The organism is Glutamicibacter sp. FBE19 (assembly GCF_015524875.1).
GTDB lineage: Bacteria > Actinomycetota > Actinomycetes > Actinomycetales > Micrococcaceae > Glutamicibacter > Glutamicibacter halophytocola.
In genome coordinates, this window is record NZ_JACKQN010000002.1 from 237,916 (window position 1) to 255,282 (window position 17,367).

At 58.6% G+C, this 17,367-nt stretch carries 9 protein-coding genes; 6 read left to right on the forward strand and 3 right to left on the reverse strand.

Annotated elements, in window-relative coordinates; genetic code table 11:
• Positions 1-125: 125 nt before the first annotated feature.
• The 4 genes from H6F58_RS04785 to H6F58_RS04800 all read left to right on the forward strand — a co-directional run bounded on the left by H6F58_RS04785 (position 126) and on the right by H6F58_RS04800 (position 7,576).
• Positions 126-1,073 carry a hypothetical protein gene (locus H6F58_RS04785; RefSeq protein ID WP_195181229.1) on the forward strand — a complete coding sequence of 316 codons (948 nt, stop codon included), beginning with the start codon at positions 126-128 and terminating at the stop codon, positions 1,071-1,073.
• Positions 1,070-5,050, forward strand: a complete 3,981-nt coding sequence (mobF, locus tag H6F58_RS04790) for a MobF family relaxase (protein WP_195181230.1) — start codon at positions 1,070-1,072, stop codon at positions 5,048-5,050. Before H6F58_RS04785 ends, mobF begins: the two co-directional genes overlap by 4 nt.
• Before the next feature lie 80 nt (positions 5,051-5,130).
• The gene (locus tag H6F58_RS04795) at positions 5,131-6,912 is read left to right on the forward strand and encodes a hypothetical protein (RefSeq protein ID WP_195181231.1); all 1,782 of its coding nucleotides are present in this window, start codon (positions 5,131-5,133) and stop codon (positions 6,910-6,912) included.
• A 424-nt stretch (positions 6,913-7,336) separates the two neighbouring features.
• Positions 7,337-7,576, forward strand: coding sequence for a hypothetical protein (locus tag H6F58_RS04800; RefSeq protein WP_195181232.1), 240 nt, complete (start codon positions 7,337-7,339; stop codon positions 7,574-7,576).
• A 71-nt stretch (positions 7,577-7,647) separates the two neighbouring features.
• On the opposite strand, the gene H6F58_RS18105 is transcribed toward H6F58_RS04800, so the two are convergent.
• From H6F58_RS18105 to H6F58_RS04810, 3 genes are all read right to left on the reverse strand, one after another.
• Positions 7,648-13,821, reverse strand: coding sequence for a helicase-related protein (locus tag H6F58_RS18105; RefSeq protein WP_348536374.1), 6,174 nt, complete (start codon positions 13,819-13,821; stop codon positions 7,648-7,650).
• A gap of 344 nt (positions 13,822-14,165) precedes the next feature.
• Positions 14,166-14,660, reverse strand: coding sequence for a hypothetical protein (locus H6F58_RS18110; RefSeq protein WP_244652317.1), 495 nt, complete (start codon positions 14,658-14,660; stop codon positions 14,166-14,168).
• 176 nt (positions 14,661-14,836) lie between these two features.
• Positions 14,837-15,451 carry a single-stranded DNA-binding protein gene (locus tag H6F58_RS04810; RefSeq protein ID WP_195181234.1) on the reverse strand — a complete coding sequence of 205 codons (615 nt, stop codon included), beginning with the start codon at positions 15,449-15,451 and terminating at the stop codon, positions 14,837-14,839.
• 136 nt (positions 15,452-15,587) lie between these two features.
• On the opposite strand from H6F58_RS04810, the gene H6F58_RS04815 reads away from it, so the two are divergent.
• Both H6F58_RS04815 and H6F58_RS04820 read left to right on the forward strand, forming a co-directional pair.
• Positions 15,588-16,007, forward strand: coding sequence for a hypothetical protein (locus tag H6F58_RS04815; RefSeq protein WP_195181235.1), 420 nt, complete (start codon positions 15,588-15,590; stop codon positions 16,005-16,007).
• A gap of 331 nt (positions 16,008-16,338) precedes the next feature.
• Positions 16,339-17,295 (forward strand): ATP-binding protein, encoded by a 957-nt coding sequence (locus H6F58_RS04820; RefSeq protein WP_195181236.1) that lies wholly within the window; start codon positions 16,339-16,341, stop codon positions 17,293-17,295.
• Positions 17,296-17,367 lie beyond the last annotated feature (72 nt).

A 17,367-nucleotide genomic window follows, 5' to 3' on the forward strand; every position in this document is an offset into this window, starting at 1 on the left:
AGCACGCACAACCACAGAGCCAAGTCACCAAAAAATCAATCACACGTCTGGCACCGAGGTGCACCAAAGTAACGCTTCGCGTTACGTTGACATACGCGATTGCCGTCTCGTTCCGATACAGCACCATGGAAAAAGTACACAGGTGCCAGGCCTGCAACGCGACGTTCCCCGAGGGAACGAATACGCGCCGCAAGTACTGCAACGATGCCTGCAAAATGAGGGCCAAGCGGAGCCGCGATCGCACGGCAGCCAAGGCCGGATCCGCCCACGACCAGGTCGTGCTCCAGAACCAGGAACTACGGGCGCAGCTCACTCGCGCCCAGGCCGAGCTGGCCAAGGTTCACAACCGCGCCATGGGCTACCGCAACGAGACCAAGGCCGCCCGCAAAGAGCTCAAGCGCTTCACCGACGAACGCCAGCGCTCCCTGCTGTACTTCCAGAACCAGCACCAGGAGCTACGGGCAAAGTACCGGCTGGCCCACACGCTGATCACTGAACTAGCCCACGAGCTCCATGCCATCAGCGACGTACAGCCGACATGGACAGAGCCAACGGCCGCCCCGGCGTCGCAGCAACGAGGCCCACTGTCCAGCGACAACGACAACACGGCCGCGTTGATCGATCTTGTCGCCACGGTGTCACGACAGCTTGACGACACATTTGGTCTGCGACACCAGCGGCCCCGGACACTGCACGACAACGACAGCGTGTCTGACCTTGCTGACGCGACAGCAGCTACCGCGTCAACGACAAGCAGCCCTGTCGCTGACGCATCGCCAAACCAAGACGACGTCATCGCCAAAGCCGACAAAATCATCAACACCTTGTCGGAACGATTGGCCATCGCCAAGACAGCGCACTCGAAGTTGCGCGAGCAGTACGCCCGCTCCCAACAGGCACTCGCGGCCGCCACAACGCAACGCGAGCAGAACCGAATCATCATCACTCAATGGAGGCTCTTAGCCAGGGAACTGTACCGGCGCACAGGCGGCCGGCCGACCGAACAACGACACCGCGACATCCTGGCCACTTTGAACCGCTACGAAACTTGGGCGAAAGGACAGAACAAATGACTGTCAGCATTTCCAAAATGAGCATCGACTACTACCTGGCCACAGCGGCCGGCGGGGACGGCGCCCAGCTCGGCAACGCCAAAGACCTCACCAGCTACTACACCGAGTCCGGCGACCCCGCTGGAACCTGGTTCGGCTCCGGGCTGGCCAACACCGGAATGATCGATGGGCAACAGGTCGAATCCTGGGCAGCGAAGAAGCTCTACCAAGACATGATCGACCCCTACACCGGCAAACCCCTTGGGCGTCCGCCTATCAAGGAACAAGCAGCCCCCGAGGGCGCGAAAACTCCCAAGGGCGAGCAAGCCAAGGCAACCCGCAAGCCTGTCCACGGCTTCGACCTCACGTTCAGCGCACCCAAATCAGTGTCGGCGCTATGGGCTGTCGCAGATCCCGATCTTCAAGGACGCATCCACAAAGCCCACCAGGACGCGATCGCTGAAACGCTTGCCTGGGCCGAGAAGAACGTCATCCAGACCCGTGCTGGCCATGGCGGCGTCGCGCACGTCGCCACCAACGGCATTGTTGGTTCGCTCTTCGACCACTCGGACTCGCGCCTGGGCGACCCGCAGCTTCACACCCACGCTGTCATCCACAACCGCGTCCAGCGATCCAGCGACGGCCAATGGACCACCATCGACTCCTACACGCTGCACCGTCACGTTGTCGCCATCTCCGAGCGCTACAACTCGCTGCTGTTCGACCGGCTCTACCAGGCTGCTGGTGCCGTCGCCGAAGTCCGCGACCAGCCGACGGCCGTCGCAGCACACCAGCTCCAAGAATTCCTCAACCAGCACGACCAGCTGGCCAGCGAGACAGACTACGAACCGTATAACGCGCGAGTGGAGCTCGACGGGATCCCCGATGACCTCATCGACGAATTCTCCACCCGCTCTCGACTTATCCGGGAACGCAAAGACGAGCTCATCAAGGAATGGTGCGAAACCAACGAACAGGAAGAGCCACCACGACATATCGTCCTGCGCCTGCGCCAACAAGCCACCCTTGAAACCCGACAGCCTAAAGACACCACCTCCCCTGCCACCTTGTCCGACAAGATGACTAGTTGGAGGGAACGCACCAAAGCGCTGCACTACGATCCGGCCAAACTCGTCCAGAACAGCACTGGCAACGAAACACCCGTGATCACCAGCGCCATGATCGAGCAACCCATCATCGACCGCCTGGGACACTGGGTGCTTACCGATACCGGGATGCGCCGCACCACTTTTACCCGTGCAAACATCATGGCCAGCGCAGAACGCATCTTGCGAACCGTCCGCTGCCACGACGCCAACGACAGAGAACAGCTCGCCGACCGGATCACCGAAGCCGCTCTGGCCCAAGCTGTCAGACTGACTCATGAGCGTGACTTCGCACCGCGCCTCAGCGTTGATCCAGCACTCACCCTGCGCGGAGAATCAATCTTCAATCACCAACGCCATGCCGGGGTCTACACCACGGCCCAGGTCATGGCCGACGAAGATTTCCTCATGAACCGCACCAAGGAGAACGCTACCAGGCTGGACGCTGACACCCTGCCCGACAAGGTTGCCCAATTGCGCACCGCCGATGGCCACGAGCTGAGCTCAGACCAGGCATCAGCAACCATCAAGGTACTCAGCAGCGGCAACGCCCTGGACGCAATCATCGGCCCTGCAGGTACAGGCAAGACCACGACCATGAAAGCCATCCGCGACCTCTGGACAGAAGCGCACGGCGAAACCGCAGTCATCGGCCTAGCTCCATCCGCCGTAGCTGCAGGTGTCCTGGGCGACGAAATCCAAGCCCCCACCGACAACACCGCCAAGTGGCTTTACGAATCAGTCGGTGAAGGCGCAGTACGCCGCATCGGCCGGATCCAGAACCAGCAAGCGGCCCTGGATCTGCTGAATGCACAGCTCGATGGCGTCTCCGGGAAGAAGCACCGCAGCCTGCTCAAGCAAATCGACGCGCTCACGACCAAGCTCGCCTCAGACTACGCAGCACAAGCCAAATACACCATGCACGAGAACCAACTGGTCATCATCGACGAGGCATCCATGGTCGGCACGGCCACCCTGGCTGAACTCAACCGGCAAGCGGCGGCCGCCAGCGCAAAAGTCCTCCTCGTCGGAGACCCCCGACAGCTCGACGCCATCGATGCTGGAGGATTCCTGGGCTGGATGGAACGCGAAGCCAATGTCGCGAACCTGAACCAGGTATGGCGTTTCCGCGACGAAGGAGAAAAACCATCCCCTGACCATTGGGAGGCCAAGGCATCCCTGCAGCTCCGCTCCGCTGACGTCGACAGCGAAGAGGGCAAAAACATCCTTGCCGTCTATGAAGAACACGGCCGCATCATCGGCGACGAAGAATCCGACGCTACCGAAACCGCGTATCAGGCATGGATCACCGACACCTTGAACGGCAAGGAATCCCTCATGGTCGGCGCCACCAACGAGCAGGTGCGCGACATGAACACCAAAGCGCAGCTCGACCTCGTTAACGCCGGCCGCGTCGACCTCGACACTGTCGTCAAACTGCGCGAAGAGACCCAGGCCGGAATCGGAGATATTGTCCTGGCACGAAAGAACAACCGCAACCTGCGCGATTCCAACGGCGCATTCATCGCCAACGGCGTCCGGATCCGCATCACCGAAATCAGCGACGACGGCTCAGCCATCGGCCACCGCACCGACAACGACGCGACCATCACCCTCGATGCGGACTACCTGGCCAACAGCGTGGAGCTGGGCTACGCATCAACCGCGCACCGCGCCCAAGGCGTCACCGTTGACACCTGCCACACCATCGCCCAGTCCGGGATCCCCCGCGAACTGTTCTACGTGGCCATGACCCGTGGCAAGCACGGCAACTATGTCTACGTGGACATTCCCGAGGAAGAAGAAACCCCGGACCAGTGGGGCATCATGCGCAAAGTCCAGCCCGAAAAGCGCATGGAAGTCCTCGCCGGAATCCTCAGGAACGAAACCGCGACAAAAACAGCCCACGAGGTTCAGAACGCCGAGCACGGCTGGGCCAAGGACTTCGGCCGCATGGCCCACGAAGCCGTGTACTTGGGTGACCTGGCACGCAGCACCCGCACCATTGACTGGATCACCGAGCATTATGGCCAGGAGCATCTGGCTGAGCTCCAGTCCAATGAGAGCTGGCAGCAGCTCGTGCGAGCCGACCTCCCATCCACGCTCACCACGCCACCGGACAAGGACGACATCACCATTGCCGAGTTGCTAACCTACGCGCAAGAACCGGATGACACGGTGACCATCTGCCATGTCGTTCCAGCCTGGACACCGGCCAACGAAGCCCAACACGACACCTCGATGCAGCTCGTAGCGTCAATGACTCAACGGCTCGAAGAGATGACAGACCAGGCAATCGAAGAGAACCCATCATGGGTCCAAACCGTCCAAGAGCAACATCCCGAGAATCTGCGGCAGGCCGTGCGCATCCACTGCGCCTGGCGCAGCATCTCCGACCAAGACGACGCGGCAAAGCCGTTGGCAGATGCGCCCGATCCGCAAAAGAACCGGTACACGCACGCGTTCTATCTCCGGACGCTTCGCGAGTTGGCCACGCTCAAACAACAAGAGGCAGAGCTCCAGGAAACGGAACTTCCCGCAGCAAGTCCTGAAAATGGTCGTCGTCATCCCGAGACCACTCTCGAAACTGAATCGTCGGCGTCGCCAGAACAACTGGCCGATGATCCACACGATCCTTACCAGGATGTGCCGCCGCCGGCCGAAGAATTATCCCCTTGGGAGGACGTGCCCCTCGATGCCTGGGACGAAGCACCAATCTACGAAGACATGCCAGAGGAACATACCGATTTCTCTGACTTCCCCGGCCTGCCTTCAGACCTCGTACAGGTCGCACCATCAGCGCTCCCCAACGAACCCGACCATCATCAGAATCCACTGCCAGACAGAACGATATCAAGGCCTGACAGGAACCAGGGACCGAATATTTACTAATGTCTAGATAATCTACTTACGAATGTGTAAGCTCGAATTTGAACAAGGATTCGCGTCAACTCGAAAGGTTAAGATAAGCCATGTCGCTCTTCTCAAGAAAAAAAGTTGCCAAGGTGCTTGATGTGACGCCCGCTCGGGTATCGCAGATGGCCACCACGGGCGATATCATCCAGGCCGTTGAAGACGAAGATGGGACCGACAAGGGCTGGCCCGAAACCTACGTTGAGGAAATCTCTGCCCGTCGAACCGGGCGTCGGACGTCGCGCAGCATTTACGGGTACGGAACTCAGGCATCGACTCCAAAGCGCGAGGTGGATTACGTCGCGGAGCGAAATGGCAAGCAGGCTTTCGTTCAGGTCTTTCGTACCGAGTCCGGGCTCATCGGGCTCATCACGATTCTCAAAGATGTCGTGAAGGAAGAGCCTCCCTACAAGCACACTGTCAAGTGGAACCCATGGCTCCATCTGAACTCCGATGACTTGGTTTACTACATGAGCACTGCCGAGCACGACCATGGAATCAGCATCTACGACATTGCCTGGGTGCAGACGAACAATGAGGGTGCCACTGAGATTGTCGTAACGACTGAAAAGCTCCCTGCTCAAGCGTTGCCCGATCACATGCGGTTCGCCCAGGAAAAGCCGTCGGTCACCGTATCGCGCCAGAAGATCTCGTGGCCGACGCTGCACTCGAAGCTGGGCATGAAAGTTCCAATGCTCGACGTACCGACCTACGATGCAGTCGACGCTTGGTATCGGGCGCAGAAGACCACTGCAACGCTGGAACTTGATGTTGACGGCAATTACAATCGCGCTGAATCCGCCACTTTGCTCAAGGGGCTGAAGGATCGCGAGGAGTGCAGCTCAGCCCTCGGCCATGCTGCCGATCGCCTGTTCGAGGGAACGAACTGGAGTGCGTCTGGCTCCCAAGCAGGCAACGGTTTTCTGCCCAAAGACCAGGAACATCTGGAATTCATCAGCATCACCAAGACGCCTGGCTTTAGCCATCTCCGCCCAGCGGAGGACTTGTCCGATGAAGAAAAGGTGCTAAGTGTCCAGGAACGGCAGAAGATGGCGACAGCCCTCGCAGGCTTCCTGTACAAGGAATATGGGCCATACGGATCCACTCCCACTTCTTCACTGGCCATTGCCCTCGACTACGGAATTAACGTTCTGCTCCATCCGTCGTCCAAAGAGCTTGATCTTGAACCAGATGATTCATCGGCTAAGTACCCTGTGCTGTATGCGCTTCGCGATTTCAGGCTTCATGATCGCCGACCACACGCTGAGTACTTCCAGCAATTGAGTAAGGCGGTCTCGGTATCAACGCCTCAGGAATACGAATTGCTGTCGACCTTGAACAAAAGTGAGCTCGACGAATTCAATCGAGCTGGCCAGTTGAACCGCTTGCTCAAAGACGTTGACGGCAATTTTGTGCTGGCCCAAGTGAAGCCCGACTACAACGATGCTGAGTACACCAAGCTGACCGTCAGTGTTCCTGTGGCGGCGTACCTCGAACCCTCCGAAAAGCTCGAACAACTCAAGAACTTCGACGAGATTGTCGTGGAACCAGATACGCAAGAAGGACCAGTGTTCCTCAAACTAGGCGAAAAGCTGCACATCATGCCGTTCGGATCCCGAGCTTGGAGCGAAGGCTTCACCCACGGCTACGGCGGTACTGGGCCAAGCAATTTGATTTCCGCCTTAGTGGACTTCCTTGAATGGGCTGCGGGAGAGAGGATCACCAAAGCTGGTCGTGAGCGTGTCCAATACGCCGTAGTCGGAGCAGATCAAGGCGGTGTACTGCGTATTACGCGCAACCAGGTCATGAGGCCTGGTTCCTTCGGTACCGAAGCAAGCTGACCATCTGGTGTCGAAACATAAATGGGCCGCAAGCAAAATCGCTTACGGCCCATTTTCGATGCCAGGGGAATACACCGATTTCTCGAACTTCCCTCAGACCTCACGACGATACATTCAGGGGCACCGGCAGAACCATCGAGCACCTGCACCAAGATCAACGTCCAAACACGGTCCAACCGTACAAAACGAATGATCAGGATAACGGGCCAAGCCTTCCATAGTCACCGTCACGGACTCTTACCTGAGAGTTACCTGGGAAATCGGAAAAATACAGGATAAGGAGGATTGGCAACTGAACTTTTTAAAACCCCAGTCAAATGTGGTTTACGACGGCGTCATCGTCTCGTCAGTCGCTGATTGTCTGCAGAATTCGTATATGGAAGCATCGCTTGTAACGGTGTGAAAGCACGGAAAGGAGACTATCTTGAACATCCAACTGGGTAAGAAGAACAACTCTGGCGGGAAACTCGTCGGCTGCAATATCCATGTTGCTCCCGATGAGCTGCCGGACTTCCTCGAGACAATCGACGCAGCGGCAGGCGACCCCGACAAGCTCGGAGCATTCATCGGAACGCAAGGAGCGGGAGCGCTCTCGACCCCAAGCTTCTATGTGACTTTCCTGGACATCGAATTGGGTAAACGGGCGGCGTCATTGCTTAGCTGAGCCAATAAAAATATGAGAGCCACAACCAATGTTGGTTGTGGCTCTCATGCTGATGCGGCTATTCCAGTTGTTTACCTACCTATCCCAGGACCCGCGCTGCTTGGCCCTGCGGGAGGCAGAGGCGGCCGCTGATGATCGGCAGGCGCAAGCACATGGCTCAGGCGATCAGTCATTCGCACCTCCGCTGCATTGGTCTTGGCAGGCTGGCCGCGCTCAACACCGGTCTGCTTTGAAGGGGCGGCATCAGTGTCCGTTACTTCCACTCGCTCCGGTTCAGCTCTCTGCCCCTCCGGCGCCGCGTTCTGCAAGCTTGTTGCATTCCACTCCAGTGACGTCAAAGGAATGTCCTGGTCACTGACAACTAGCCGGCTGGAAGCTGCCAAGCTGTGTCGTTCACGCCGGAAGTTATCGTCGAGAACCGTCGCATACCCGTTTTCGTCAATGCTCTGGAACACGCCGTGGAATTCCTGGCCATTATCCTGGTTGATGCCAGTGAGGTACATGCCTTGGTCATCAGGACTCAGGCTCTTCGCTAGTCGCTTCTGCGCTCCGTGCTCAGCACCAGCAAGATAAGCCAGCTCAACAGCATTCAAGGCACCATGCCGCCGTGCCAGAACCTCGATCTGCTGGTCATCTCGTCGCGCGACCTCGACCTTTGATCCGTCCTCATCCATGTATTTCACGGTGATCTTCGAACTGTAGTAGCCAGAGACGTCTAGGACGCGCACCGGGTGATCATCCGTTTTCGACGTATCCAAGTCCTTGAGCCGCACCGCGTCGCCCTCACGCAAGGCATTCACTGTGACCACCGGATCCGGGAAAACCATGCCCCGTTCCTCGCTGGTCAAGTCTCGGCCCGAAACGCGCTGAATATGATCAGGCATTTGGCCGCGCACGTTGTACCGCGGCGTCTCTCGCGGTACCCCTGTATCGGAACTCGCCGGAACTTTGGACAAGCCGCCGTAGCGTTGCTGCAGCCTCATCACATCTCCGGCGTAAGCGCCCATGTAGGGAACGTCCTCGACAAACACGTCACCAGGTAGCAAGTCGTTCGGCCGCACCTTGCTTCGCTCGGCCTCTCGCATCGCCTGTTCTGCGGCAATCTTCTCCGGGTTGGTTACATCGACGCGCAGCACAGGGCCCGCAGTGATAAACGGAACCGCCCGTTCAGGAGATTCATCTGGATAGAAATCACGGCCTCCAACACGCACCACTCCGGTCACGGACTTCGTACCGCCGCCTTGCTGGCGCAGATCAGCCGATACCCGGTCACCATCCTCGATGCTCTCCCGGTCATGCGTCACCACGTCGTGGTCGCGATTGAACTCCAGCACCCGCTTCTCATGCTCGGTCAGTGAATCCATTGATCGGCTCAGGACGCTCACTTGGGCGTAAGACTGCAGCTTGATGTTCTCCGCATCGGGCTCCGCATCAAGATCGAACCCGTAGAGATTCCCATCCTCCGAAGCAGCAATCCGGTAGTTGTTCTTCTCGTGATAGACCACATCGCCATTGCGGGCCACCGTGCCGATGGGCCCCTCTGGCAATTCCTCGTACAACAGGATCATCTGATCACGAGACAACTCATGATCGGCTTGACGCTTCTCGTCCTTCTCCCCCAGCTCGGCCAGCAAGGTCTTGTACTCCTGCATGGTGGTCTGCAGCTCGGCCGCGCGGTCGAACGAACTGTCCAAGACTTGCTGAGCCGCTTCGATTTTGCTCGTCAGATCCTCAATGCGGCCCTGCTGGCGCTCCAGCTCGGCAGGCAACCCGGACACGAAGTTTTCCAAGCGGGTCACCACGCCATAGTCAGTGCCGGCCCCTCCCAAGTCGCCACGGCCCAGCGTCTTCGAATGCGGCGAGCCATTCATGCCGTATTGCACGGAATCCATCTGGCTGATGGGTGTGAACACGAATTCATGGCCACCCAGGGTACCCAGGGAACGCTCGCGCGGATCCGCGCCAGGATTCAACGCAGCCAGCATCCGATGCCGGATATGATTCGCCGCCTCGACACGATCCGTGAACACTTCACCCGTGGCGCTGCTGAATCTGAAGCTTTCTCCCTGAGTCGAAATCGAGCCAGGAATCCGCTGTTCCAGATCAGCAATCGTCGCATTTGCGGAGTCCAGCGAGGACTTGGCGAACCCCTGGGTTGCTCTCGCGTTCTGCTTTGCGCTGGTGTGGGCGGCATCGAGCTGTTCCAGCTCCTTGACCGCAGACTCCAGCTCCGCAAGCTGCAACAAGCGCGGGTCTCCACTCAATGCGGCCGAGGCACGCGCCGCAGACATGTCCAAGCCTCCGAACGGATCCTCCGCAGTGCGGCTCACCTGGGCGCCGACTTTGAGCTGCTTGATGAACGACGCCTTCTTGGCAATGACGTCGTGCATGTACACGTCGAATGTCTGGTCCGTCGCATACTGGAAAATCTCTATCTCGTCGTTCTGGTTGCCCTGGCGGATCACTCTGCCTTCGCGCTGCTCGACGTCGGCCGGCCGCCACGGCACATCAACGTGGTGCAGTGCGATCGCGCGCGCCTGGATGTTCGTTCCCGTGCCCATTTTCTCAGTGGAACCGATGATGACGTTGACTTGTCCGGTCCGGCACTTCTCGAACAGAGCGTCGCGCTGACGCCCATTCTTGGCGTCATGGATGAACGCGATCCGCTCAGGCTCCATACCCATGTCCATGAGCTCCTGCTTGATCTTCGTGTAGATCGAGAACGTGCCGTCTGGCTTCGGCGTAGCCCGGTCAGCGAACACGATCTGCAATCCACCAGGCATCGGATGCGGATTCTTATGCGCGTCCAGGAACTGCTTGTCCTGGCTCGCCCGGTGCTCAGCCATGATGGTGGCCGCGACCTGCCGGGCGCGCCCACCGTCCTCTTCTGGATCCAGCCCTGCCAGCTCAGATGCCAAGGCGACATTGCGGCCGTCATTGACCACATTGAGCATGTTGTCGCCGCCCTTTTCCGGGCGCGTGCCCTTGAGCGCTTCGGCGCGCTCCTGCAAATCGGCAATGAACTCCTGCACAGCGGCTTCTGGCTCGCGGCGTTTCAACAGGCGCTCCCCTGAGCGCAGCGCCGGTAGCTTGGCGGTCAGCTGATCAGTCGTGACAACATCTGTGAACTGAGCCGACAGGCCGACCAGCTCGGGAACATTGACGTACTCCTTGACCTTCATGATCTGGTCGTAGCCGCCGCCTGCTGGCTTCGGACGGATCACTTGGCCCTGCACCGTGAATGCCGTCGCCCAGGCCCCGATGGAATCCACATCGGCGCGTGCCAGCAAGTCCGGGCGCAGGTAATGCTGCATGACCCACATTTCGGACATGTTGTTGGCCACCGGCGTCCCCGTAGCGAACGTGGCCACGGCCGGAATATACGAGTCCGAATAGCGTCCTGTGGCAATGGCCGCTTCCGTCTTGGCCTCGCGCATCGTCCGCAACTTATGATCCAGATCCTGGGCGCGGTTGGTCATCCCGCAGCTCAACTCTTTCAACGGTGCGGTGCGGCCGAGATTCTTGTAGTTGTGGGCTTCATCAACAAACAAGTAGTCGATGCCGGTCTGCTCCCATGTCACCCCGGGATCTTTTTGCGCTGTCGCCTTGTCGTAGCGCTCTTTGAGCTTCTTGACCTCCCGCTCCAACTCCTTGGTGTGCTTCTCGTCCGCGCCCGGAATCTGCGACTTCAAGGCTTCGATGTCTTGTTCCAGCCACTCAGCCGTGCGCAGCGGATCGATCTTGATCTTCTCGAAGGTCGTTTGCGGGATCACCACAGCATCCCAATCCCCCGCGGCTGCCTGTGCCACTGCGCGAGTGCGCTCAACAGCGTCAACGCCAGTGGCAATCGTCAGGACTCTTGCCCCGGGATACCACTCGTTGAACTCGCGTCCCACCTGCTCCACCAGGTGGTTGGGAACGACAATAGCTGGCTTGTTGGCGATACCTGTACGACGCAGCTCCATGCAGGACATCACCATCGTGCCGGTCTTGCCCGCACCCACGACATGATCAAGGAGCACCGCCGGTTCGTTGATCACGCGGGCGACGGCCGCGCGCTGATAGTCATAGGGCTCGCGGCCCTGTGCCAAGCCAGAGAAAGCCATCTCCGACGTCAATTGCGCATAGTCCGGGGCAACGAGCGAATTGAAAGCCCGGTTGTAGCTGTTCTCAATGCCTTTCGCCCTCTCGGGGTCGGCCACGACCCACGAACGGAACTCGGTCTTCAGTTTCTCCAGCTTTTCACGCGCCGCTGTCGTAGCCACGTCGTTCTTCACGCTCTTGCCGTCAACATCCTTGAAGGTCACCACCGGGGCGGTGCCGTTCAAGGCATTGAGCATCAGCGAATCCGGGCGCCGGTGATCGGTACCGAAATCGAATTGGACTTTCGGATCCCACCGGTGCTTCTTCGGTTTCTCCAACTCCCAAGACGACGTTGCCTCGTTCCAGGCAACCTTGGCGTCCATTTGCAGGGTCTCCCGCACGAACTGCGTGTAGGTTTCCGCCGACACGTAGCGCACACCAGGATTCACCGAAATGTCTTCAATGGGGATATCCTGCGGCAGCACGTCTTTCAGTGCGTCGACATTGCGCTGGTACTCGGGAATCTCGGCCGCAGCGAGCTCGGCGGCATCCAGCTTGTCGCGCACCAGGCCGGAAAGGTACACCACCGAGGGAACCAGCTCGCCATTCTCAGGATTCTTGAATGACAAAGGCTCCAGGGCCTTGAGCGCCTGCTCTTGATCGGTCGAGAGCAATTCTGCGACACGTTCGACGTCGATCCTGCCCAGCTCATCCATGCTGATGGCCACTGCGGCTTGCGCTGTCGCCGCAGACTCGGGCCGAGCACGCAGATCAACGACATCTTTGAGCAGCACGTCGCCTGGTTCTGCTTCTCCGGTCTCCGCGTCATACCGTTCGATAGCGGTCAGCAGGCCCGTCATGGCGTCGGTCTTCAGGAACTTCAGGTGATCCTGCTTGACGCGCGTGAGCCGTTCCTCGGAGACTTCGTCCTGCCACTGTTCGGCAAGCTCGTCCGGAATGGGCACGTCGTCAGGCGCGATGTCGCCGTCATCGGGCAGGGTGTCGCGCCACGCGGCTTCCAGCTTGGCCAGTTCTTTCTTCTGCGCTGCTGGCGACGGTGTCCGGTAGACGGATTCCGTGCGGTTCACTGGCCCGAAATCCTGGACGTAGGACTCGTACTTCTCAATCAAGGCCGAACGCTCATCGGCTACGTGTTGCGGATCTGCATGAGTGCGCTGCAGATCGATCAGATTGACGACGCCGTCACGCAGTTCCAGCAGACGCCGCGATTCGGCGACAGCCGCCCTGGGCACGCTGATTTTCGACCAGGTTCCATCGGCTTCGTAGCTCTGGAACGCTTGTTCCTCAAACCGGACATGGCCCACCGCATGGGTGAGCACCGTTTCGGTATGCAGGCCGGGCTCGTATTCCGGGGCATCGATGGCCTGTGGCCCATAGCCCAGGCCCTGGGCTTTAGCGGTCTGGACAATTTGGGAGAGCGCTGCTTCAAGCTGCGGGCCCAAGTTATCCATGTCAGGGTTGGAGACGGCGGCCGTCCTGCCGCCGAACGGAGTCGATCGTGTTTGCCACTGCCCCAGAACGTTTTCCGGATGCTCCAGGAAATACTGGTTCACCGTGACCGTGTCATCACCGACAACCAGGTCCCCGGTTTTCAACCAGGCGTCATCTGCCCGGTCGCGATCCTTTTCCCTGGCACGGAACACCAGCACATCAGCCATCACGTCGGTGCCGGCAGAAGCCTTGAATGCGCCATTGGGCAAGCGCACCGCTCCCACCAGGTCGCCATGGCGCATCATCTCATTGCGCGCTGTCGCCCGCAGCCCATCCATGGTGTAGGAGCTGGTGACGACCGCGACATAGCCGCCGGGAGCCGTCAGCTGCAGGGACTTATTGATGAAGTGGTTATGGATCGAATAGCGGCCGGGATTGTGCTTGGGATCCGGTACACGGAAATCTCCAAACGGCACATTGCCGATCACGGCATGGAACGACTCGTTCTCTCGCTTGAATGTGCCAAACGATTCCCGGTGGATCTGCGCGTCGGGGGCAAGGAAAATGGAAATCTGCGCGGTGACCGTGTCAATCTCCACGCCAACCATCTGGGCGCCCGCTGGCGCGTGTTTGATGAACGTGCCTTTGCCTGAACCAGGCTCAAGCACTTGGCCATCCTTGAAACCGGCCTGCTCCAAGGCCGTCCACATCGAGCTGGCCAGCTCGTCGGGCGTGAAGTGCGCATTGAGCGTCGTGGCGCTCAGCTGCCGGTAGGTGTCTACATCAACCAGGGACTTGAGGCGTTCGCGTTCCTCAGCCCACTCGGGACGGAATTCTTCAAAGACCTTGGACGCACCGCCCCACGATGCGTACCTGGCCAGCTTCGCTTGCTCGTCAGGAGACGGCCAACGATGCTCGTCATTGAGCGTGTTGAGCAGTTCGAGCGCATCGAGATTGTAATGGACGCGTTCGCGTTCATTCTTGGGCGCGGCAAGGCCCGGCTCCCCCGCATATCGGGATGGAACCGGGCCAGAACGCTCAGGTAGAGCTTCGTCTACTTCTTCACTGCTGGTGCTTTGTACAGGCGAAGATCCGGCGCTGTCCCTTCGGTGGTCAGCGGCAGGCCCTCCAGCTCCAGATGCTGCACCACTTCCTGGCTGATCTTGTCCATCGCCATCAGCGTCTGCTGCTTCGCCCAGTCCGTCGCGCCCTTGAACTCCTCGTGGGTGAACTTGCTCGGGAAGTCCGGGCTCATCGTTCCCCGCTTGAACCACAGGTTGTTCATCATTGCGTCCTCGAACGCTTCGCTCATCTGCCGGTGGCGAAACAGGATCTGGTCCAGCATCGTCGGCACCTGGTCGAACTCCTGGTTGAAGTCCTCCACCATATTGCCCCACGGGCACTGCTCCGGGGTCTTCCAGGACTCCGGATTCGACTCCCACTGGTGAATCATCGAACTCGGCTCCATCTGGCCGCTGAGCATCTGGTCGATGCCCTTCAGATCGTCTTGGCTGAGCGTCAGTGTCATTGATGCTGGGTTCTGAGTCATTGGTAAGCTCCTCATTAATCTGGAAAGTTCCGTTCTCAAAATCGAATAGAACCTCTTCTTGCCTTAGCTTCTTTCGGGCCACAGCAACCTACTTACTTTACATAACATGATGGACGGGCGAATAAGTCAAGTAGCCCCGCAAACAATCTGCGGGGCTACTGAAGAGATGGGAATTCCTAGTACGACGGGCCGCCTGCAGACGGCGAATGCACTGGTGGCGGCCCTTGCTGGGAGAACCGCTCGGTCATGCGGCTGCCAAACTGCTTGGCTTCATCGGAGCGCCGCGCAGGCGATACATGGCCGGATTCAGCGGCCCCCTGCACGCCATTGGCCTGGGCCACCTGCTGTGGCTGCTCCTGCGCTGCCTGTTGCGGTTGCTCCTGCGTCGCCTGCGGCCCCCACGGGTCAACGCCAGGTGCTGCTGCGGACTTCTGCCGCTCGGGAACCTGTACCTCCGTGAACTTCATCGAGGCCGCAACGTCATTGGCGAAGATCCGGTGATTCAGCCCTGCTTCACCCTCGCTGCCAACGTAAGACTGAACGTCGTAGGAACCAGTCACAGTGAGGCGGTCCCCCTTGCCGGCCGACGCCATGACATTCTTGGCCATGCGCTCATCGGTGATCGCCACGTCGAACCTCGTCGTTTCGCCGTCTTCCCAATTCCGGCTTTCCCTATTGAACACACGCTGCGTTTCGAGCAAGCGCAGCGCCAACAACCTTCCATTCGCCGTGTCCCGCCAGAGAGGATCATTGGCCAGGTTGCCTGTGACGGTCTTGGATCCCATATTCATTTCGTCTCTCCGTTCCTACGTGCTGCTTACTCGATGCGTACGTCAATGAATCCGATTCGGGGACAAAAGTGCGTGTGACACACAATTTTTCGGAGAACCAGTGATCAGCTCATAGAACTTCAGAAAGGAATGCATCATGTCACAGACGACGAATCAGGCGAGGATTTCCGCCGAAGCCTACGCAACACCCATTTTCGATCATCTGGTTTCCACCGACCAGGCGCTATATGTCCCATTCCTGCGCCACGCCCACCCGGACGCAGAGCAGTCCCCCACGGTAAATCTGGCCCGGAATGAGGAGCAACAGCCCCATGCGATCTCACACCCCATTACGGGGATTATCTGCCTTCTGGTCGTGGCTGACGCCCCGTACTGGATACCCATCGACCGCATTGCCCATTCTGAAGCATGCGAAAAATGCGCTTCCCTGTGGAACTATCTGAGAGAGCGGGTCCAAGAGCTTGCTCCGGGAGAATGCTTCTATGCGGCCGCGACAACGCATTCCCCATTGGGGGAAACGAAAATTCTCGTGGATTCGGCTGACTTGGACGGATGATGCTGCACTTCGTGAATACTGATAAATGAGTGCTGGAACTGGCGGCCAGCTTGGTTGGCCGCCAGGTTTGCTCTGCCCAGAAAACTGTCGGTTATCTGTTGTACCTTCGATTTCAGGAAAATTGTCGGCGCCCTATTTTTGCTGGAGCGGTACACGTCGTCCTGCCTCCCGTCTTTAGCGTCTTGGTAGGCAATTCAGCAATAGGAAGGGATCTCTGCGACAAAAACGACAACTCTTCCTGCAGAAATGATGTCTATTTGAGCTGAAGCACGTGTCTAGTCAACGGGTAGACTAGAAACACAAAACAGATCGATTTGAAGGAGGACCATCGATGGCACGGGCAGATCTCCTTCTCGACCTGGTCCAGGCAGAGCGACATGGCGATCGAGACAAGTTCCGAAACCTAGTCGAAGCCGTCATAGCCGAGGAACGGGCAAAGGAACACCACCTTCTCGCAGATCGCCTCTCTGAACTAATCATGACTACTGGCCAAGGACTAGTGAGAGACGACCGAGCAGCCGCTGTCAGTGATCTAGTCGATGAGATCGTTCCTCAGCGCAGGCTGACAGAACTTGAACTCGCTCCTGTGCCAGAGCGAGTTATTACTGAACTGATCGAAGAGCAAAAGCGTGCGGAGCTCCTTCGCAGTTATGGAATAGAACCACGAAACCGTATCCTACTGGCAGGACCTCCAGGGAACGGAAAAACAAGCACGGCTGAGGCAATCGCCTCCGAATTGATGCTTCCTTTTTACGTCATTCGTTATGAAGGGGTGATGTCAAGCTTCCTCGGAGAGACAGCGTCCCGCCTTGACAGCGCGTTTGAATTCGCGCGAACTCGCCGTTGCGTTCTTTTCTTCGACGAACTCGACACTATCGCCAAAGAACGCTCAGATGAACACGAAACAGGTGAGATTAAACGTGTAGTCTCAACGCTTCTTCTCCAAATAGATCGCCTACCAGCTCATGTCGTGTTCGTTGGCGCAACGAATCATAGTGAGCTTCTCGACAGAGCAGCCTGGAGAAGGTTTCAGGTGCGAGCAGAACTCGATTCGCCAAGCCGCTCTCAAGCGACTCGATACCTCGAACGACTAGCCAACCGTTTCGGGGGTGATCTTGGCTTCGCTCCACGCACGCTTGCCGACAAACTTGCTGGCGCAAGCTTTGCTGAGCTCGAGGAGTTCGCTCTCGATGTGCGACGTCGAGCAGTTTTAGAACTCCCCGATACTGATGTGCGCCGTATCGTTAAAGAGCGGCTGGAACACTGGCGCAATCAGGCTGCTGAATGACCGGCGAAGGACGTCCGCTTCTCGCGCTCGGTGCGCCAGAGATAGGAAATCGGATCAAACAACGGCCTTCCG